At 62.6% G+C, this 18,491-nt stretch carries 16 protein-coding genes; 11 read left to right on the top strand and 5 right to left on the bottom strand.

Annotated features, from left to right (window positions below; genetic code table 11):
• Window positions 1–69: 69 nt before the first annotated feature.
• The 3 genes from AC0X69_RS07450 to AC0X69_RS07440 all read left to right on the top strand — a co-directional run bounded on the left by AC0X69_RS07450 (window position 70) and on the right by AC0X69_RS07440 (window position 2,124).
• Complete coding sequence (locus AC0X69_RS07450; protein ID WP_482612809.1) at window positions 70–1,206, top strand: NAD(P)/FAD-dependent oxidoreductase; 1,137 nt, start codon at window positions 70–72, stop codon at window positions 1,204–1,206.
• 207 nt (window positions 1,207–1,413) lie between these two features.
• Entirely contained in the window at window positions 1,414–1,779 is a 366-nt protein-coding gene (locus AC0X69_RS07445) for a hypothetical protein (protein WP_482612807.1), read from the top strand.
• A 27-nt stretch (window positions 1,780–1,806) separates the two neighbouring features.
• On the top strand, window positions 1,807–2,124 hold the full coding sequence (locus AC0X69_RS07440) for a hypothetical protein (RefSeq protein ID WP_482612805.1): 318 nt from the start codon (window positions 1,807–1,809) through the stop codon (window positions 2,122–2,124).
• 60 nt (window positions 2,125–2,184) lie between these two features.
• Here AC0X69_RS07440 and AC0X69_RS07435 read toward each other — a convergent pair whose 3' ends face one another.
• Both AC0X69_RS07435 and AC0X69_RS07430 read right to left on the bottom strand, forming a co-directional pair.
• Window positions 2,185–4,233, bottom strand: a complete 2,049-nt coding sequence (locus tag AC0X69_RS07435) for a heavy metal translocating P-type ATPase (RefSeq protein ID WP_482612803.1) — start codon at window positions 4,231–4,233, stop codon at window positions 2,185–2,187.
• Window positions 4,234–4,468: 235 nt separating this feature from the next.
• Window positions 4,469–5,509: a substrate-binding domain-containing protein gene (locus tag AC0X69_RS07430; RefSeq protein ID WP_482612801.1), complete on the bottom strand. Its 1,041-nt coding sequence runs from the start codon at window positions 5,507–5,509 to the stop codon at window positions 4,469–4,471.
• A gap of 74 nt (window positions 5,510–5,583) precedes the next feature.
• On the opposite strand from AC0X69_RS07430, the gene modA reads away from it, so the two are divergent.
• From modA to AC0X69_RS07390, 8 genes are all read left to right on the top strand, one after another.
• On the top strand, window positions 5,584–6,390 hold the full coding sequence (gene modA, locus AC0X69_RS07425) for a molybdate ABC transporter substrate-binding protein (RefSeq protein ID WP_482612799.1): 807 nt from the start codon (window positions 5,584–5,586) through the stop codon (window positions 6,388–6,390).
• Between the two features lie 298 nt (window positions 6,391–6,688).
• On the top strand, window positions 6,689–9,232 hold the full coding sequence (locus tag AC0X69_RS07420) for an alginate export family protein (protein ID WP_482612797.1): 2,544 nt from the start codon (window positions 6,689–6,691) through the stop codon (window positions 9,230–9,232).
• Window positions 9,233–9,539: 307 nt separating this feature from the next.
• The gene (locus AC0X69_RS07415) at window positions 9,540–9,746 is read left to right on the top strand and encodes a TOBE domain-containing protein (protein ID WP_482612795.1); all 207 of its coding nucleotides are present in this window, start codon (window positions 9,540–9,542) and stop codon (window positions 9,744–9,746) included.
• A 288-nt stretch (window positions 9,747–10,034) separates the two neighbouring features.
• On the top strand, window positions 10,035–10,754 hold the full coding sequence (gene modB, locus AC0X69_RS07410) for a molybdate ABC transporter permease subunit (protein WP_482612793.1): 720 nt from the start codon (window positions 10,035–10,037) through the stop codon (window positions 10,752–10,754).
• Window positions 10,751–11,854 (top strand): molybdenum ABC transporter ATP-binding protein, encoded by a 1,104-nt coding sequence (modC, locus tag AC0X69_RS07405; protein ID WP_482612791.1) that lies wholly within the window; start codon window positions 10,751–10,753, stop codon window positions 11,852–11,854. Before modB ends, modC begins: the two co-directional genes overlap by 4 nt.
• Window positions 11,855–12,033: 179 nt before the next feature.
• On the top strand, window positions 12,034–12,903 hold the full coding sequence (locus AC0X69_RS07400; RefSeq protein WP_482612789.1) for a xanthine dehydrogenase: 870 nt from the start codon (window positions 12,034–12,036) through the stop codon (window positions 12,901–12,903).
• Window positions 12,904–12,920: 17 nt separating this feature from the next.
• Window positions 12,921–13,457 carry a DUF2478 domain-containing protein gene (locus AC0X69_RS07395; RefSeq protein WP_482612787.1) on the top strand — a complete coding sequence of 179 codons (537 nt, stop codon included), beginning with the start codon at window positions 12,921–12,923 and terminating at the stop codon, window positions 13,455–13,457.
• A gap of 48 nt (window positions 13,458–13,505) precedes the next feature.
• Window positions 13,506–14,240: a YkgJ family cysteine cluster protein gene (locus AC0X69_RS07390; RefSeq protein WP_482612785.1), complete on the top strand. Its 735-nt coding sequence runs from the start codon at window positions 13,506–13,508 to the stop codon at window positions 14,238–14,240.
• Window positions 14,241–14,441: 201 nt separating this feature from the next.
• Here AC0X69_RS07390 and AC0X69_RS07385 read toward each other — a convergent pair whose 3' ends face one another.
• The 3 genes from AC0X69_RS07385 to AC0X69_RS07375 form a co-directional block, all read right to left on the bottom strand.
• Window positions 14,442–16,193 carry a porin gene (locus AC0X69_RS07385; protein WP_482612783.1) on the bottom strand — a complete coding sequence of 584 codons (1,752 nt, stop codon included), beginning with the start codon at window positions 16,191–16,193 and terminating at the stop codon, window positions 14,442–14,444.
• Window positions 16,194–16,444: 251 nt separating this feature from the next.
• Window positions 16,445–16,960 carry an NADH-quinone oxidoreductase subunit B family protein gene (locus AC0X69_RS07380; RefSeq protein WP_482612781.1) on the bottom strand — a complete coding sequence of 172 codons (516 nt, stop codon included), beginning with the start codon at window positions 16,958–16,960 and terminating at the stop codon, window positions 16,445–16,447.
• A gap of 8 nt (window positions 16,961–16,968) precedes the next feature.
• Window positions 16,969–18,486 carry a hydrogenase large subunit gene (locus AC0X69_RS07375; RefSeq protein ID WP_482612779.1) on the bottom strand — a complete coding sequence of 506 codons (1,518 nt, stop codon included), beginning with the start codon at window positions 18,484–18,486 and terminating at the stop codon, window positions 16,969–16,971.
• Window positions 18,487–18,491 lie beyond the last annotated feature (5 nt).

The following is an 18,491-nucleotide window of genomic DNA, read 5'->3' as shown; positions in this document are numbered from 1 at the left end:
AGGACTGCGCCGAGCCCCTTAAGAGCCAATCGCCCCGGAAGCGCTTCGCCAGAGAGGTGAATGGGTCGAATGACGGAAGCAAACGTGATCATCGGCGGCGGCGTCGCGGGAGCAACGGCCGCTCTTGCCCTGGCTCGTGCGGGCCGGGACGTCGATCTCTATGAACGCTCATCGTCGGCGAGCCATAAGATTTGTGGCGAGTTCCTGAGTCGGGAGGTCAGCGCGAATTTGCGCGCGCTCGGGGTGGATCCGGTCGACTTCGGCGCGAGGCCGATCACGCGTGTGCGCTTGGTTCGCGGCGCGCACAGCGTCGACGAGCCGCTGCCGTTCCCGGCCCTGGCTTTATCGAGAAAGACTCTGGACGAAGCTTTGCTCGAGCGCGTGGCGGCTTCCGGCGCCAACGTCATTCGCGGCAAGACGGCCCGGAGCATAGAGCGATCGGATGACGGCGGCTTCGTCGTCTCCTTCGGCGGTGAAGACCATGCGGCGGCTCGAACGATTTTTCTCGCGACCGGCAAGCACGATTTGCGCGGCGCGAAGCGTGTGGCGACAGGGCGTCAAAGCGATTATCTCGCCTTGAAAATGCACTTCCGTTTCGACAGGAGAAAAACCGAGCATCTGCGGTCGGTGGTCGAACTCATCCTTCTGAAGGAATGCTATCTCGGCGTGATGCTCGTCGAGGACGATCACGTCAACTTCTGTCCGACGATCAGCGAAAGGCGATTCAATGACGCAGGGCGAAGCTGGGATGGTCTGCTCAAGCAACTCTGCAGGGAGTCGGACTATGTCGCCGACTACCTGCAGGGCGCGGAACCATTATTCGATCGCCCGCTCGCGATCAGCCGCATTCCCTATGGCTTCGTCCACAACTCGTCCCCAAGCGATGCGACGGATCTTTGGCGGCTCGGCGATCAGATCGCGGTGATCCCTTCTTTCACCGGCGACGGCATGGGCATGGCGAGCTGCAGCGCGCGGTTGGCGGCCAACATGTTTCTGGAGGGCGCGACGTCGCATGAGTTTCATCGACGCTTCAGCGGCATTGTCAAAAGGCAGATGCGCGTCGCGAAGCCGCTGAACAGCCTGTTCTTCAGACATTCGGCCGGCCAGAACGCCATCATGTGGCTGGCCTCTGCGTTCCCCTCCGGGCTGCGCTCGATCGCCTGCCTCACAAGGGTTCCCGAAGAGGCGATAGCTCAGATCGATTGAGCCATGCTCCAAGCCGCGCGGCGCGTCGCGAGGTCAGATGAGCCGAAGCTCTCCGGATGAACGCCTACGGCTTCGCCCTTGAGCGTGGCCTCGACGCGGACTTCCGAACCCTGGCGGTCCTACCGCGATTTTCCTGATGCTGCGTTTGCCCGCGCTATTCGCCCTTCTACCTCTCTCCGGTCCGATGGTTTGGACTTGGAGGACGCAATGAAGGGTTTCGTGAAATTGGTCGTCATCTCGCTGGCGCTTGCCGCGGGCGTTTCGATCGCGAGCGCGCAAGGCGGCGGAGCTGGCGGCGGATCGGCAGGCGGCGCCGCTGGCGGCTCCGGAACGGGTGGCGCGGGGACGGGAACAGGCTCAGGCGGCATGGGGTCCGGCGGCGCTGGAACGGGCGGCATGGGGACGGGCGGCATGGGGACGGGCGGCATGGGGACGGGCGGCATGGGGACGGGGAGCATTGGAACGGGCTCGCAGCCCGGCGCTACCGGCTCCCAGCACAACATGGGGGGCGCCGGCCAACAAGGGACACGCGGTTCGGCGGGATCCGCAACGGGCTCGGGAACGGGGCGTTAGCGCAGGCGCGGCAGGCGACGCTGATTGATGACCGATCCCCGCCGGCTGTCGCCGCTCATTCCCGTCGGGCGATTGAATGACCCGCCTGGCGGGAGTTCGCCGGCTTGTTTGACCTTACGCGGCGCCGAGATGAACGAGACGAAGAAGAAGACGCCGACAACCGATCAGCTTCGCATCCGGATCGACAGGGGCGAGGCGGGCGACAAGGTCGCGGCCTCCGATCCTGCAGCGGCGCCCTTGGGAACCGATGCGGAAGCGGGCGGATTTCCGCCGACCGAGCAGGAACGCGCGCTCGCCGCCCGGATGCCTGCCGACAAATCGCCGGCGCCGCGCAAGAAGCGCTGACGGCGCAAGTTCACGGCGCGTCGTGCGGAGCCTCGTGCGAGCGCATCTCAATCGCGCAGGTTATTTTTGCGCGAGCGGATTGTTGGCGCGTGCGCTAAGCAACGCGCGCAACAAGACGCCAATTGTCGTCCCGTTATGCAGCGTAGCTGCGGCGATCGGAGAAAGGCGCCCCAACGCCGCTGCGGCCAGAATCGCTGAATTCACCCCCACCGCGATCTGAAAATTCGAATGGATGAGGCGCATCGCCTGCTGAGCGACGCCAAGCATCGTCGCGACGGAATCGAGTCTGTCTTCCAGCAAAACGATGTCCGCCGTGGCTCGGGCGATATCCGCCGCGCGCGGCATGGAGATGCCCACATCCGCCGCCATCAAGGCTGGACCGTCGTTCACGCCGTCGCCGATATAGGCGACGCGGCGCCCCTCCTGTTTGAGCGCTGCGATGATGGTCGCCTTGTCCTCCGGATGCTGCTCGTAATGCACCGCATCGATTCCGAGCGTCTGCGCGAAAGCCAGCGCAGGAGCGCGATAATCGCCCGTGATCATGACCAGGCGTTTGACGCCCAGCTCGCGTAATCGTGCGAGCGTGCCAGCGCTTTCCGGGCGCAATCGGTCGCGCAAGGCGAAGACCGCCAGCGGGCGCTCGTCCGCCGCGACGTAGAGCAGGGACTTGCCTTGCTCTTGCAACGCTCTCACCATCTTGCGTGAGTCGGCGAATGAAATGTGCTCGTCGTCTTCGAGATAATGCCGGCTGCCGAACCGAATGCAGCGTCCGTCGACCTGCGCCTCGACGCCATGGCCGACGATGAAATTCACTTCCTCGTGCGGAATGTGAGCTAGGCGCCGCTCCTGCGCGAGGCGCACGATGGCGCGCGCGATGGGGTGCGTCGTATGTTCGCCGAGCGAGGCGACCATCGCCGCCGCCCGCTCTTCGTCGATGGCGGGGTCCAGCGGACAGATGTCCGTGACCTCGAGCGTGTTGTGCGTCAGCGTGCCTGTCTTGTCGAAGACGATCGTATCGACCCCGGCGAGGGTTTCGACCGCCGCGCCGCTCTTGACCAGACAGCCTTCCTGCGCGGCGCGATACATCGCTGATTTTATGGCGATGGGCGTGCCGAGCTTTACGGCGCAGGAATAGTCGACCATGAAGACGGATTCGATCCGGCGCCAGTCGCGCGTGAGCGCGAACACGCCCGCGGCCGTGGCCAGCGTGATGCCGACTCGCCGATCGGCGAAGACGCTGGAGACCGTCTGGATGTCGGCCGGACGGTCGAGCGCTTCCTGGATATAGCGCGTGATGCGTCCCGTCGTGGTGGCCGCGCCCACGCGCTCCGCCTGGATCACGAGTCGACCGACGGTCAGAACGCCGCCGGCAAGCGCGTCGTCTCCGACGACGCGCGGCATTGGAAGACTTTCGCCCGTCACCATCGAATGATCGACATAGGCGGCGCCGGCGACGACCTGGCCGTCGATCGGAATGGTCTCGCCCGCGCCGACCGCGACGCGCTCGCCCCCTTTAAGCTGCGCGAATGGCGTGCGCGCGAGTTCGCCGTCAGAACGCTCCACCCAGACGTCGCCAGGCGCCTGTCGAAGGAGCGAACGCAGCAGTTCATCGGACTGCTGGACGGTGGACGCCTCGATATATTCGGCCAAGGCGAGCAGAAAACGCGTCACATTGGCGGTCGCAAATTCCCCGCGCACAGCCGGCAGACCAAGGGCGAGCGCGTCGAGAACGTCGGTCTTCAGCTTGGCCTGCGAGGCCGCGAGAACGCCGCGCGCGAGAATGCCCGCGACGTTCAGCCAGGTGATCGCCGTGGCGAGCGGCGCGGGGAGGACGAGAGCGGCGGCGATCGCGCCGGCTGCAAGCATCACGCGTCTGGGGCCGACGGGCGGCGGAGGTCGCCACGAGTCCGTCGCTGTCGACGTTGCGCGACCGGCGGTCGCGAGAATGGACGCTCGGACCTCCGGCCGTCCATCATAACGCAACGTCAACGATGAGCAGGCGCGATTGGCGCGCACGTCCGCGACGCCGGGAAGCTGGCGAAGCGCCACCTCGGTCTGCGCGAAATTGTCTGGATCGGGCAATAGCCGCAGCCGCAGACGCTTGTCCATCTCATGGACAATTTCCACACACGCCATGGGTTTCTGCACAGCCCATGGTCCGCCGAGGAGTCTCTGCGCCGTCTGGAGCGCTGCGCAATGCGGCTGAGCGCAGCCTTCGTCTTGGCTTGAACGTAGAGGCTAACTTTCGCTCCTAGCTTAGTTTTGCGCCCCCGTCCATAAATCCTCTCCGGCGAGCGCCGAACGCCGACGCATCATCATTCCTTTGAGAAGTTTCCTTGGGATCTCATCCCTCGCCATTGAAATGAACGACGCCGAGTTCGGCGCAATCATAGCCGCCGAAGGCTTTGGCGCGCTCTTGGAATTGCGCGCTCGCACAGAATCGAACCAGTCTCTGGAATGGCGGATCGAAGAACGCCTTGCGCCAAACGAGCAAATCAAAGCGTTCAACGACCAACGGCGTGAACTCGAGTTGAAATTGGCGAGCCGCCGCCTCGATCCCCAGTCCTACGTCCGCCCGTCCAGCCGCGATCGCCATGGCGAGATCGGTTTCCGAACGCTCGATCGCATCGACGCAGTTCAGATCGGATTTACGCAGTCCCTCCTTGGACAACAGCGCCGCCAGCACCAGTTCGCTGCCAGCCTCCGGCTGGCGAGACTGAAATCGCAGTTCGCCGGCCGCCGCGAGGCTCTTGATCGGACGCTTCAACTTCGACGAGTACATCAATCCGCGCGTGCGTTTCGCCCACGCAATCAGCACGACGGGCTGCTTGTCGAAGGATTTCCTGACGGCCGGAATATTCCACTCTTCCAACTTTGTCGTGGGGATGTGCAGGCCGGCCGCGATACAGGCGTTTTCCTGCATGCGCGCCAACCCGTCGAGGGCGCCGTCCAGCAAGGCGGCGATCCCCGAGCGCGACTCTCGCAGCGCCCACTCGAGCAGAGGGTCATGTCCGCCGGCCATCACCAGCGGATAATCTGTCGCCGCCGCTCGTTGGGATGACGGGTCCCTATCCGGACCGCTGGCCGCGATCCAATCCTCTATCTCCTTCTTCGGAAAGAGGAGCTTTCCCGTCACGCGTCGGAAAGGCAGCGCTTCTTCCGAGACCAGGTCATAGACCTTTCGCTGCTTCACCCTCAGCAGGGCCGCCAATTCGCGGGTCGTGAGAAAATCCGTCATCCACTCTGTCCTGAACACGCGTACAAATAACCTAAAAAAACATGATCCGGAATGGCGCGAGAAGCTCCCCGCACCCCGATTATTGGTGATTATTGCCTCATCTGGGCGTGCCGCTTTTAATGTCGAACTTGCACGAAATTTCCGCAAGACTCAGCTTTTCGAAAAAAATACACTAAAAAGATCGTCGCCGTCCGGCTGCGTTCTGCCCAGAAGGAGCGCTCATGGTTAATCTTCGAAGCTGCGTTTTAGCGCTCTCGATTGTCTTGTGCGCCACTCAGGTCCGCGCCGAGGCTCCGGCCGCATCGACGTCCCCGAAGGGTTCGGCTCCGCCGCCCTCCGTTACGATTTTTGCCGCGGCGAGCCTCAAAAACGCTCTTGATGCGGTTGTCGCCGCCTATAAGAGCAAGACTGGCGGCGACGCGACGATCAGCTATGCGGGGTCGCTCGCGCTCGCCAAGCAGATCGAATCGGGAGCGGCTGCGGAAATATTCTTTTCCGCGGACGCCGCCTCGATGGATTATCTCGCCGAAAAAAACCTTATCCAGCCGAAGACGCGCTTCAATCTCCTCGGCAACACGCTCGTGCTGATCGCGCCGCGGACATCGAAGCTGGAGAAAGTCGCCCTCACCAAAGAGGCCTTCGCCGCGGCGATCGGCTCAGGCAAAATCGTGACCGGCGACGTCGCCTCGGTTCCCGTCGGCAAATACGCAAAGGCGGCGCTCGAGAAGCTCGGTCTCTGGAGCGTCGCCGAGCCTCATTTCGCTTTCACCGATAATGTTCGTTCCGCGCTGATGTTTGTCGCGCGCGAGGAAGCGCCGCTTGGGATTGTCTATCTCACCGACGCCAAATCCGAGCCCAAAGTCAAAGTCGTGGCGACCTTTCCTGCGTCTTCGCATCCGGCGATCGTCTATCCCGTCGCGCTTACCGCGACCGCCAAAGGCGACGCGCCGGCGAAGTTTCTTAATTTCCTCAAAAGTTCCGACGCAAAGGCGGTCTTCGTGGAGCAGGGATTTCTGGCGCTACACTGACAAAAGCCAAGGGGCGTCGTTGAACGCCCGCGGGTCGGCGCAATAAGACTAGTCAGCCCCGGAGGCGGTGAGCCTGCGGGGCGAAGGCTTGTCGTCAACGCGAGAGAATTGAGAATGCGTTTTACTGCGGCTATTTTGCAACAGTTCAGCTAAAAAAACTTCAGTCGGGACATCTGCTCAAATTGTGACGTTTAAGTTCGCTGGAACGATATGTATTGATGCTACATTGCGCTCGCCGAGCGGTCCCTAACCGTTCGGGACAAGCGCCGATCGTTGAACGCTCTGCGGAGAGAAGGGGATGTCGACAGGCCACGACAACAAAGCGCTGACGGCCGCCATGCTCAGCGCATGTCTCGGCGCATTCCTTGGTTCGCCGGATCTAGCGCTCGCCGAAGACAAAGAGCCGTCCGGCGCGATCTCGGCGAAGTCAGGCCTGCCAGGCGGCGCAGAGAATGCGGATGCGTCGCGAAAGGCGTCGGTGAAGCCGAAGATCGACTCAAAGGTCGTGGGGCCGGCGGCGCTTCCCCCGCCGCCGCAAAAGAAGAGCTATTACGTGCCGACGCGCGGCTACCGTCTGGAGCCGCAGCCCGATATCCCGCCCTATGTCCGCAATCTCGGCAAGACCTACAAGGAGTTCGAAGGCGTCGACTGGCTTAACGTGGGCCTCGAATCGCGCGTGCGCTTCGAATACCGCAAGAACGACTATCGGCCCTGGACCGACGACACCGTCAATCCCCCGGTATCTCAGCGGCGGTATTTCCCGAACTCGCTATGGCTATCGCGAACGCGCGCCTATCTCGGCGTCCAGAACATCCTCGATCCGTTTCGTTTCGTCGTCGAATTTCAGGATTCGCGCGCCTACAACAGCCTCTATCAATTGCAGGGACAGGAGATCAATCAGACCGAACTGATCTCCGCCTATGGCGAACTCTTCTTCAAGGACGCGTTCGGCAAGGACGATCTCGGCAATGACCGGCCGCTGACGCTACGCGCCGGACGCTTTCATTTGGAGTTGCTCGATAGAAGACTGATTGCGGAAAACGAGTTCCGCAATACGACGAACACGTTCGAGGGCTTCCGCGTCAAGATCGGCAAGAAGGACAACGACTGGGATGTCGACAGCTTCCTGATGCGGCCGGTCGTGCGCTATGCCTATGAGTTCGACAGGCCCGAATGGGGAAACTGGATATATGGCACGGTGTTGAGCATCCGCCGGTGGTCGGAATATGCGACGATCCAGCCTTATTTCCTCGGCCGCAAGCAATATGCGGATCTCCTCAACACTTCGAATGCGTTAAAGCTTCACAGAAGCACCTATGCGCCGGGCTTGCGCGTCTACGGCGTGCTCGGCGACTTTGACTACGACGCCGACGTCAATAAGCAGATGGGCGAGACCGGCGAATTTCGCGGATTCGGCGCCGTTCAAAACGCCATACAGACGACGGTCCAGCATGACGCCATCGCCTATTCGGTCGAACTCGGCTACACCATCTCGGACCTTTCCTGGAAGCCGCGCATTAGCGCCGATTATATCTACGGAACCGGCAACAAGAGCCCGTTCGACAGCGTCAATCAGACCTTGGACATTTTCTACGGCTTCAATCAGCCGTTCTCCCGCAATGACTACATTGCATGGAACAACATAAAGGCGGCGAAGGCGCGACTCGAATTCTCGCCCTTCAAGAATCTCCAGGTCGACACCGCCTTCAGCGCCTATTGGCTAGCGAGCGCCGCCGCCGCCTGGGACCGCGCCAATCTCTTCGCGCCGCTCGGCAACAGAGGCACATTCATCGGCACCGAATATGATCTGCGCATTCGCTACAAGCTGAATGCGTTCATCAATCTGACGGCAAGCTATTCAAGGTTCTGGCCGGGCTCATTCACCTCCAGCTTCGCGTCGCCGGTCGCATGGCAGCCTTACTTCCCGCAATCCTTTCCGGGACAGACGACGACGACGAATGGTCTGACGGCGCGCCCGACCGACTTCTTCTATCTCGAAGTCTCGGCCAACGCCTTTGGCGACGGCAACCCGATCACCAAGCCGCCGGGATCGGATTTTCTCGCGCTCTTCGCCCCGAACGCGCCGCCTTCCCCGCCTGCGCCGCCGCCGAGCTGGTCGGATGTTTACGTCGGGCTGAACGGGGGCGGGTCCTGGTCGAATCCGCGCTCGATCGTGCAGCCATGGCCCTTCGGCCCGGCGGCCGCAAGTCCGGCGATCGCCGCGAGCGCGACGCCGATCAACCAGACGAACCATCTCGCCGGCTTCATCGGCGGCCTGCAGATCGGCGCCAATTGGAAGTTCGCCGACAGCTTCCTCGTCGGGGCGGAAGCGGATCTTCACGGCATTTCAGGCAATACCGACACGAAATGGCAAGCCTCTCTCGCCCAGGGCGGCGGCAATAGCTTCGCCACCTATGCGCAACGCACGGCGACGCTCAACTATCTCGGCACGATCCGCGGCCGGTTGGGCTATCTCGTCACGCCGACGCTCGCCGTTTATGGCACGGGCGGCATGGCCTATGGCGGCGTCACCGCCAACGCCGCGCTGTTCACCCGCCGCATCGGCGGAACCAACCAGACCCTGGTCAATCCGGTCTATCAGGACAGTCTCATCGGCTGGACGGCGGGCGGCGGCGCCGAGTGGATGTTTACGCCGAATTGGAGCGTGAAGGTCGACTACCTACGCTACAATCTCGGAACCGCTCAGGCGTCGACGTTCTTTGTCCAGCCGAACGGTTTCTATGCCTATGGCGCGACGAGCTCGACGCGCTTCAATGGCAATCTGATCCATGCCGGCGTCAACCGTCACTTCGATCTCATCAGCCTCGCCGAAGTGAAGTGAGTTCGACGGGGCGGCCCTTCCTGACCAGATAGCGGCTCGCAGTCGGGTTTTCTCGGTGGTGCGCGCAGCAGCTTACTGGCGAGATTATGCAATATCGTGCCTTCTTTACGCCGGTAGCGCTTCACGTCGAAGTGGTGGGCGTGGAGAGACGTTCCGGGGCGCCCGAAACGAAAGAAATACTGTGTTTTCGCATATTGCAAGAGATATGCGCTTCACACTACCTCATATCAGCGGACGACGTCTCAATAGATTTGCGGGACCAATGTCCGCTGAATAAAGCTTCTTGAGTTTAATGTGGGAGATAGCAATGAAGATCTCAGCTCGAAATGTGATCGATGGCGTCGTCAAGGAAGTCAAGAAGGGCGTCACCACCGCCCATGTGCTGATCGACGTCAGCGGCGCGACGCTCACCGCCTCCATCACCAATGAATCAGTGGATGAGCTCGGCCTGAAGGCAGGCGTAAAGGTGAAGGCCGTCATCAAGTCTTCTGACGTCATGATCGCCGTGAGCTGACTCGCCCGAGTCGCCAGGGGAGCCCTGGCGACCTGCTTTTCTTTTGCTTCAGGCTCTCGTCAATATTTTTAAATTGGCATTGATCCCACGGATTCGATCAATCAGGGAGTAGCCAAGCCCTCTCTGTTCCGTCAATATATAGCGACATCCTTAAGTCTGTCGCCCGCTAGTGAGCGTCGCGCGCCTTGCGCCTATCGTCGCTCACTTGCCGACCGCGAACCAGGCTGAAGGCGTACGACAGGCGATGCGCCTCAGTCCGTAAGAATCCGAAGTCGCCAAAGGATCGCATTGCAAGACTTCCCTTCCCTCGCTTTTTTTGAACTCTCGCCCGCGGAATGGACCGCGATACGGCTGTCCTTGCGGATCGCCAGCGTGGCGACTCTCGCCAGCCTTCCCTTCGGGATAATCACGGCCTATGCGCTCGCGCGTCGCCAATTCCCCGGCAAGACTCTTATCAATGGCGTCGTTCACTTGCCGCTGGTGCTGCCGCCGGTCGTCACAGGCTTCGTGCTGCTCATGCTGCTCGGACGCAAGGGGGTATTCGGTCCGTCCCTCGCAGAGCTCGGCATCGTCTTCTCGTTTCGCTGGACGGGCGCCGCCGTCGCCTGCGCCGTCATGGGGTTTCCCTTGATGGTGCGCGCGATGCGGTTATCCTTCGAGTCGATCGATCGTCGCCTGGAGTCGGCGTCCGAGACGCTGGGCGCGAACAGGATATGGACCTTCTTCCTGGTGAACCTGCCGCTCGCGGTCCCCGGCATTATCGTTGGAGCCATTCTCGCTTTTGCGAAGGCGTTGGGAGAATTCGGGGCGACCATCACCTTTGTGTCGAACATTCCTGGTGAGACGCAGACGATTTCGGCCGCGATTTACACCTACACACAGATTCCGGGCGGCGATGCGAGCGCAATGCGGTTGACGGTCGTCGCGGTCGTCATCGCGCTTTTGGCGCTCGTGGCGTCCGAGATCATTCAATGGCGAGCCGAGAAGCGTCTCGGGAACGCCGAATGATCGAGGTCGATGTAAGGCTAAAGGTCGGGACGTTCTCGCTCGACGTCGCCTTCGCGAATGGCGGGGGCGTAACGGCGCTCTTCGGCCAGTCCGGATCCGGCAAGTCGCTGACGCTCGGCATCATCGCCGGATTGACGAAGCCGGACGCGGGTTACGTCAGGCTGGACGGCCGTACGCTCGTCAATGTTGAAAAACGCGTCTTCGTTCCCGTATGGCGGCGCCGCATCGGTCTCGTCTTCCAGGATTCCAACCTTTTTCCTCACCTGAGCGTAAAGCAGAATTTGCTCTACGGGCGCTGGTTCGCGCCGCGCGGCGAGCGGCGGATCGATTTCGACGCCGTTGTCGACACTCTGGGGATTACGCAACTGATTTCGCGTCCGCCGGCGCGTCTGTCGGGCGGCGAAAAGCAGCGGGTGGCGATCGGACGCGCGTTGCTGTCCTGCCCGAAGCTGCTCCTCCTGGATGAACCGCTGGCGGCGCTCGACATGCAGCGCAAGCTCGAGATCCTGCCGCTGATCGAGCGCATCAGGGACGAGTTCGACGTCCCGATCGTCTATGTCTCCCATGCTGTCGAAGAGGTGGTGCGCCTAGCCTCCAGCGTCGTCATGATCGAATCCGGGCGCGTGAAGTTCTTTGGCGATCCCGCGGAAGCCTTCAATCGCCTCGCCTATGCGCCTGCCGCGAATCGCTTCGATCGTTCCTCCGTCCTGACGGCGACGGTCGGCGAAACGTTGGTCGCCCATGGGCTGACGGAGCTGAAACATCCCGCCGGCACAATCTGGGTCGCGGGCGGGGCGGGCGCGCGTGGAAGCGCGGCGCATGTGATCGTCAAAGCGACCGACGTGATCTTGTCGCTCGTTCCGCCGCATGAGATCAGCGCCCGCAGCTTTCTGTCGGGCGAGGTCGCGAACATACAATTCGACGGCCCGATCGCAACGATCGCCATTGCGCTGAAGGGCGATGGCCAGCTACTCGCGACAGTTACGAGAGGCGCTTTCGAAGCTCTTGGCCTGGAGGCTGGCTCCAAGGTTTATGCGCTGTTCAAGACGGCCGCCCTCGACGAGCGCTCCGTGGGCATGGCGAGCGCCCAGTTCGAGTGAGTTGCTGTGGCTTAATTGTTCATTCGTCGGGCTGGATCTGAGGGCGATTCTCGGCGCAAACTGTATGCTTTGCTACAAATGTCGGACGGCGAACGTTCGGCTCATCGCCTGACGCTATATATAATGATATTATAGCGCTGGCCCGGTCTTTGCTCGGAGACTCCCAAAGGAGTTTTCTCATGACCGCAGAGGCCGGGCGAGGTTTCCTAGCGAGCAGAGCCGATCATTTCGCGATTGTGCTCGGAACGAACGAGATCGCCTCAGCCATCGCCGTCCGGCTGTGCTGGGAGCGCTTCCGGGTCGTGATGAGCCATGACCCTTTCCCGCCTGTCATCCGACGCGGCATGGCCTTCCATGACGCGCTCTATGACGATCGCGCCGAGGTGGACGGAATCGTCGCGCAACGTGGGGAGACGGCGATGGAGATCGTCGAGGCGCTCGCCGAGCCCGGGAAAGTCGTTGTCACGCACCGGCAGCTGACGGATATAATCACGCTGAAATCGCCGGCGGTCGTCGTCGACGCCCGCATGCAGAAGAACCGGACCACGCCGGATCTGCGCGGCCTCGCTCGGCTGACCATCGGCGTCGGCCCGAGATTCGCGATCAATGAGAACTGCGACGTCGCGATCGAAACGCATCCGGCCAGCACGGGCGCGCTCGTGGAACATGGCGAAACGCGGCCCGGCGACGGCGTCCCGCGGATGCTGGGCGGCGTCGGGAGGGAGCGTTTCGTCTATTCGACATGCGATGGCGTGTGGCGGACTCCGCTCGACGTCGGCGCCCTGGTCTTTCGCGGCTTTGTGCTCGGCTATCAAGAACGCGTCGCCGTGTGCGCGCCGTTGGACGGCTATCTGAGAGGCGTCGTGCGGGACGGCGTCCACGCGCCGGCCGGCGTGAAACTCGTCGAAATCGATCCCAGAGGCCGCTCGGCGCGTTGGACAGGCAGTGACGAGCGCGGGCGCAGGATCGCCGAAGCCGTCGTCGCGGCGATGGAAAAAACGCCGTCGCGAACGCGCGTGTTGCGACGGGAGCTCTCGATACTCCACTAGCGAGACCGGAGGCGTCGATGGATCGGCCAGCAAAACGCATCGCCGCGCTTTACGGCGCGACGAGTCGCGAGCTCCAGGGCGCGCTTGCGGCTTTTGCGCGAGAGCTCCAGTCCCAAGGCTTCCGGGTCGCCGGCGTTATCGAAGAGTCGGTCTGCGGCGCGAGGGGCGCCTGCAAGAGCCTCAGCGTGAAGGATATCGCCTCGGGTGAAACGATTCCGATTTCGCAGAAGCTCGGCGCCGGGTCCGAGGCGTGCAATCTCGATCCCGGCGGACTGGCGTTGGCATGCGGACTCGTGGAAGAAGCGATCGAACGCGGCGCCGATGTGGTCGTGCTGAGCAAATTTGGCAAGCTGGAAGCCTCGCGAAGCGGCCTGTGCGACGCCTTCAAAGCCGCGATCCTCGCCGACATCCCCGTCATAACGGCCGTATCGCCGCCTGTCGCGCAGGATTGGGTTTGCTTTGCGGGCGGGTTGGCGGAATATGTCGCGCCCGACATCGCAGCCTTGGCGGCTTGGTGGCGCGCAAGTCATGGCGGCCCAGCGAATGCGCCCTAGCGGGGCGCTTCGCCATTGGCGTTTACCGGCGTATGGCGGAACAGGACAGTGAACCAAGACACGAGCCCTTCTGACTTCTTCAGAGCCGCCTCTAACGCCTTCAGCGAAACGATCGGCTCGCGCCGTGCGCGTCCGGAACTGGTCGCGCTGCTCTGCGCGCAAGCCTTCGACGGCTTTGCGCAAAATGTCGCAATTCAGTCGGAGGGCGAACCGGCGCTCGCCTGCCATGGAGAATGCGCCGCCTGCTGCCGCCTCCGCGTCGCCGCTACGGCTCCGGAGATTTTTCTGCTCGCGCGCTTCGTCTCGGTTAACGCCGCCGCCTTCGCTGAACGTGGCGTAATGCTCCTCAAGCGCATCGCCGACGCCGATCAGGCCATTGGCGGGCTGTCCGAAGCCCAGCGAATGTCGATCCAATACGCCTGTCCGCTTATCGAAGGCGAATTATGCCTCGCCTATAAAGTGCGTCCGCTCGCTTGCCGCGGCCACGCGGCGTTTGACAAGGCCTCATGCGTCGCCGCCGCGGGGGGCGAGGCCGTCGAAACGCCGGTGTCGGCCGCGCATCTCTTTGTCCGCAGCGTCGTGCAGAACGCCATGATGGCGGCGCTCCGGCGTTCCGGGCTGGCCTGGGGACTTTATGAGGTCAGCGGCGCTCTCAATTGCGCGCTCTCATCGCCGAACGCGCTCGAACAATGGATCTCAGGGCAAGATCCCCTGGCGCGGGCGCGCATTGCGGACTTCGATCCCATCGAAGCCGGCGCCCTTTTCGACGCTGTCGGCGTTTAGACGCAAAGCGGGTTGAGCAAGGGCCGGATCATCGCGATCTCCGGCGGCGGCGAAGAGGCGCCGGCGACAGCGCGCAGACCGCGGTAAGAATTTTGGCGACGTTTGAAGTTCAATTGCCCTCATAGGAAGCTTCGGTTTCATTCGACGATCTGACGACGTCCTGGAACGCATACTGAGGCGCTCCGCGATGAAATTTGCGTATCACCAATACACCTGCGCGCGCGCCTCGAAGAGATCAGGATGCGCGCCGTTGAAATAGGGGCCCTGCCGCAGAGGAACGCCGGTGGCGAAGAGCGCATAGTCGTTGAGCGGCGCAGAAGCCTGCAGCACATGAACCCAGTTGAACTGAAAGTGGAATCCATTTTCGGGATACCAGTTGATTCCCAAGGTGACGTTTTGCTGGCGGCCGCCGACGACGCCAGCGTTGGCGATGTAGGAGGTCGCAAAAGGATTAGGCGCGATGAGCGTCGTATAGGAAAGCATGTTGTATAGGCCCGAGCCGGAAAAAGGCCCGCTGTTGAGATTGAGCGCGCTGTAGCGCGCCGCGATCCCAACGGCGCCAAAGCCGCCTGCGCTCATCGGATGCTTGATCGTGATCTGGTTGAAATTCGCGCCCAGTTTGTTGGTCACGTCATATGCGGCCGCGCGCTCCTCGCCGGTCAGATACCATTGCGCGTAGGCATAGAAGCCGCTGAAATAATGCGAGGCGCCGCCGGGCGCGAAGGCGCCTGCCAGGCGCGCGAGCATGATCTTGGTCGGGTCGCGGTTGACCTGCTGCGCCAGATATTCAGCTTGCAGCGAGAACGGTCCATGCGCCGCGGTCAGCTCCACGCCAAAGGACTGCACGTTGTTGACGCAGTGCGCGGCGGCCGCCGCCGTCCATCCTGGCAGAGCGAGGCTTCCACAGGAGAGATCCGGCGTGCCAAGCAGCCCTTGATTGAGGATATAGGCTTCAGAGCGAATACGGTTGCCGAGCCGCAGGACGCGATCGTCCGACAGTCCCGTGGCGCTGTTGGGCTGGTGATAGCGGCCGGAAACGCCGATGTGCAGGAGATCGTGCTCGGTCATGATCGGCGCATAAGTCGCGCGGCCGGTCAGTTCGAAGTACTGACCGCCGCCCGTTGGGAACCAGCCGGCGCGCGGCGGAATGCCGATCAGCGGCGGCGCGCCGACGGCGGGGTTGGTGTTCAGATCTTCGAAGCTCGTCGTGAAAATTCCGCCCTTCGCGGTCCAATTGTCCCCATAGGCGCCGACCGCCGCGCCGAGGTGACGGCTCGGCGCGATGGCCTCGACCGCCATGGCGCGTTCGATGAAGTCGCGGAACCGCGAAGAGGCCGTGAACTCGAGACTGAAGGGTTCGAAATAGCTGCCGATATGAATGAACGCCGGCTCCTTCGTGAAGGGCAGCGCGAGCAGGGGATGTTGCAGGCCGAGATAGAAATCACGGATGCCGCCTTGCACGGGCGCATTAAAGGGCGTGCCGTATTGCGAGCCGGCGAAATCATACTGGAGTTTGTAAAACCAGTATTTCGCCGCCTTGCCTTCGACCTCCAGCCGCACCTGGCGAACGCCGGCCTGGTTTGACCAGCCGTTCAGAGGTTGCGTGGCACCGCCGCCGTCGAACTGCATGCGGCCGCCGATCTTGAAATTATATGCCTTGTCTGCGCTTTCGACGAACAGCCCGTTCTTGAACGCGACGAAGACCGGCGGCATGAGTGGCGTCGCGGTTTGCGCCGCCTCGGCCTTCGCGGAGCTTCTCTGAGCGGCGTCAGCAGCCCGCTGCGAGTCTGCCTTGGCCTGCCGCGCCTCTCGCCGCAGTTTCGCGATCTCCGCTTCCAGCGTGCGCAGCCTTGCTTCGATGGCCTCGCTCGACGCCGCATGCGCGGCGGTTGACGAAAGAACGGCGACGATTCCGCTTGCAGCGACGCCAAACTTGCAGCGGTAGAACTCCATCAGCAGCCTCGCTCGCATCTCGTTCGCAGTGAACGACGCCAGGCCCTGCGCGGGGGCCGGACCACTGCGGCGACGAACGCGCAAGTCACGGCAAAGCGCTCAAGGGACGCTTCGTTCTAGCTGCGTTTTTGCGATGAGGTTTTTCTGGAATCTATCTGTCGGCGTGCAAATGTTGCTCGCCGATTACGCAACGGCGGCTTCGGCATGTCGAGACGTGCGGCGCCGCTTTTCACAAGAGTTAGTGAACCATATCATTGCATATTTTCAACGAAGGCGATCAACCCTTTGAGCAGCGTCGTCGGATCGGGCGGACAGCCGCGAATGTGCAGATCAACGGGAAGGACCCTGGCGACGCCTCCCACGCATGCGTAGCTGTCGCAATAGACGCCGCCGTCAAAGGCGCAGTCGCCGACGGCGATCACCCATTTCGGATCAGGGGTGGCCGCATAGGTTCGTTCGAGCGCTTCGCGCATGTTCTTCGTGACCGGACCGGTGACGAGCAGGACGTCGGCGTGACGCGGCGACGCCACGAAGCGCATGCCGAACCTTTCAAGATCGTAGTAGGCGTTGTTGAGGGCGTGAATTTCGAGTTCGCAGCCGTTGCAGGAGCCGGCGTCGACTTCGCGGATCGAGAGGCTTCGCCCGAGTTTCTGGCGCGCCGTGCGCCCCAGCGTGTAGCCAAGTTCGGCGATCGCAGACGCATCCGGAACGGGCGCACGTTCGGTCAGCGCGCGGCGGAGCAAACCCTGAAGCATGAATTTCTGCATCGCGCCGCCTAGAGATCGTGCCCCGAGTAGGAGCAGTTGAAGGATTTGTTGCAGAGCGGAAAGTCGGCGACGATGTTGTCCTTGATCGCCGCTTCGAGCAGCGGCCACTGGAACCACGAGGGATCGCGCAGATGGCAGCGCTGCACCACGCCGTCAGCGCGGATGCGCAGCCAGACGAAAATGTCGCCGCGAAATCCCTCAACCAGCGCGACGCCTTCGCGCATCCAATCGTCTGGAAGAGTCCAGGCGGCGATGATCGAGCCCTGGGGCGCTTCGTCGAGAATCTGTCTGACGATTCGCAGTGAGGCTCTGATTTCGTCGAAACGGACCCAGACGCGGGCGTCGACGTCGCCGTCCTTTGAACCGCCGACCTCGAACGCCAACTGCGGGTAGGGAGCGTATCCGATCGCCTTTCGCGCATCGAAGTCACGTCCGGAGGCGCGCCCCACATAGCCGCCGCAGGCATATTGCTTGGCGAGCGCTTCGCTGACGTATCCTGTCCCGACGGTCCGATCCTGCAGCGAGGTCGTGTCGCCAAACAGCGCCATGAGCCGCGGGGTCATGAGCTCGATCCACTCGACCAGCACATAAAGCGCGCGGATCTTCTCTGGCTCCAGATCAACGAGCACGCCGCCGGGGGCGATGCGATCCATCATCAGCCGGTGTCCGAAGCAGTTCGTGGCTTCCCGCAGGATCCGTTCGCGCACAATGCCGCATTGCGCATACATCAATGCGAAGGCCGCGTCGTTGCAGACGGCGCCGACGTCGCCGAAATGATTGGCGAGGCGTTCGAGTTCAGCCATCAGGGCGCGCAGATATGTCGCACGTGGCGGAACGTTCACGTCGAACGCCGCCTCCACCGCCTGCGCGAAGGCGAGGCTGTAGGCGACCGTGCTGTCGCCGGACACGCGCGCCGCAAGACGCGCCGCACGTTCGATCGACGCGCCGGCCATCAGTTGATCGACGCCCTTGTGCACAAAGCCCAGCCGCTCCTCGAGCCGCACGACGGTCTCGCCATTCGCCGAGAAGCGGAAATGGCCCGGTTCGATAATGCCGGCATGCACGGGCCCGACGGGGATCTGGTGCAGCGGTTCGCCTTCGGCGGGAAGGAAGTGGTAGCGGTCGCTGGTGGTCTCGATCATTTCAGGCGCGCCGCAGGGATGACGCAGTCCCCAGCGGCCATGATCGAGCCAGGCGCGCTCGTCCGGCGCGCCCTCCGGCTTCAGGCCAAAAAGATCGCGGATCGCGCGTTCGAGCCTTATCGCCGGCGGGTGCAGTCGCCCGATGGACGGGAACATTCCTTCACGGCACTCCAGCGTGATGATGCGCAGACGCGGCTCCCGCTCTTCGAGCACCGCCATGTGAACGCTTGAACTCTCGGCCCAGAGGCTCAGAAGCTCGCGCTCGCCCCTCGCAAGACTTTCGGCGAAAGCGACCCATCCTGTTTTATCGACGATCTCACGCGGCCATGGCAGGCACGTCGGCGGCGTTGATTGGGTCGCCGTCTGTTTGCTGGCGAAGTTCATCTTTG

Source organism: Methylocystis sp. Uni0008 (assembly GCF_056838045.1).
This window is presented reverse-complemented; position numbering and strand designations above follow the sequence as displayed.

Excerpts from the sequence above, each read along its gene's own strand:
- AC0X69_RS07375 (WP_482612779.1), bottom strand. The coding sequence starts at position 18,486 with ATGAACTTCGCCAGCAAACAGACGGCGACCCAATCAACGCCGCCGACG.
- AC0X69_RS07445 (WP_482612807.1), top strand. The coding sequence starts at position 1,414 with ATGAAGGGTTTCGTGAAATTGGTCGTCATCTCGCTGGCGCTTGCCGCG.
- AC0X69_RS07385 (WP_482612783.1), bottom strand. The coding sequence starts at position 16,193 with ATGGAGTTCTACCGCTGCAAGTTTGGCGTCGCTGCAAGCGGAATCGTC.
- modC (WP_482612791.1), top strand. The coding sequence starts at position 10,751 with ATGATCGAGGTCGATGTAAGGCTAAAGGTCGGGACGTTCTCGCTCGAC.
- AC0X69_RS07415 (WP_482612795.1), top strand. The coding sequence starts at position 9,540 with ATGAAGATCTCAGCTCGAAATGTGATCGATGGCGTCGTCAAGGAAGTC.
- AC0X69_RS07395 (WP_482612787.1), top strand. The coding sequence starts at position 12,921 with ATGGATCGGCCAGCAAAACGCATCGCCGCGCTTTACGGCGCGACGAGT.
- AC0X69_RS07420 (WP_482612797.1), top strand. The coding sequence starts at position 6,689 with ATGTCGACAGGCCACGACAACAAAGCGCTGACGGCCGCCATGCTCAGC.
- AC0X69_RS07435 (WP_482612803.1), bottom strand. The coding sequence starts at position 4,233 with ATGGACAAGCGTCTGCGGCTGCGGCTATTGCCCGATCCAGACAATTTC.
- AC0X69_RS07400 (WP_482612789.1), top strand. The coding sequence starts at position 12,034 with ATGACCGCAGAGGCCGGGCGAGGTTTCCTAGCGAGCAGAGCCGATCAT.
- AC0X69_RS07450 (WP_482612809.1), top strand. The coding sequence starts at position 70 with ATGACGGAAGCAAACGTGATCATCGGCGGCGGCGTCGCGGGAGCAACG.
- modA (WP_482612799.1), top strand. The coding sequence starts at position 5,584 with ATGGTTAATCTTCGAAGCTGCGTTTTAGCGCTCTCGATTGTCTTGTGC.
- AC0X69_RS07380 (WP_482612781.1), bottom strand. The coding sequence starts at position 16,960 with ATGCAGAAATTCATGCTTCAGGGTTTGCTCCGCCGCGCGCTGACCGAA.
- AC0X69_RS07440 (WP_482612805.1), top strand. The coding sequence starts at position 1,807 with ATGACCGATCCCCGCCGGCTGTCGCCGCTCATTCCCGTCGGGCGATTG.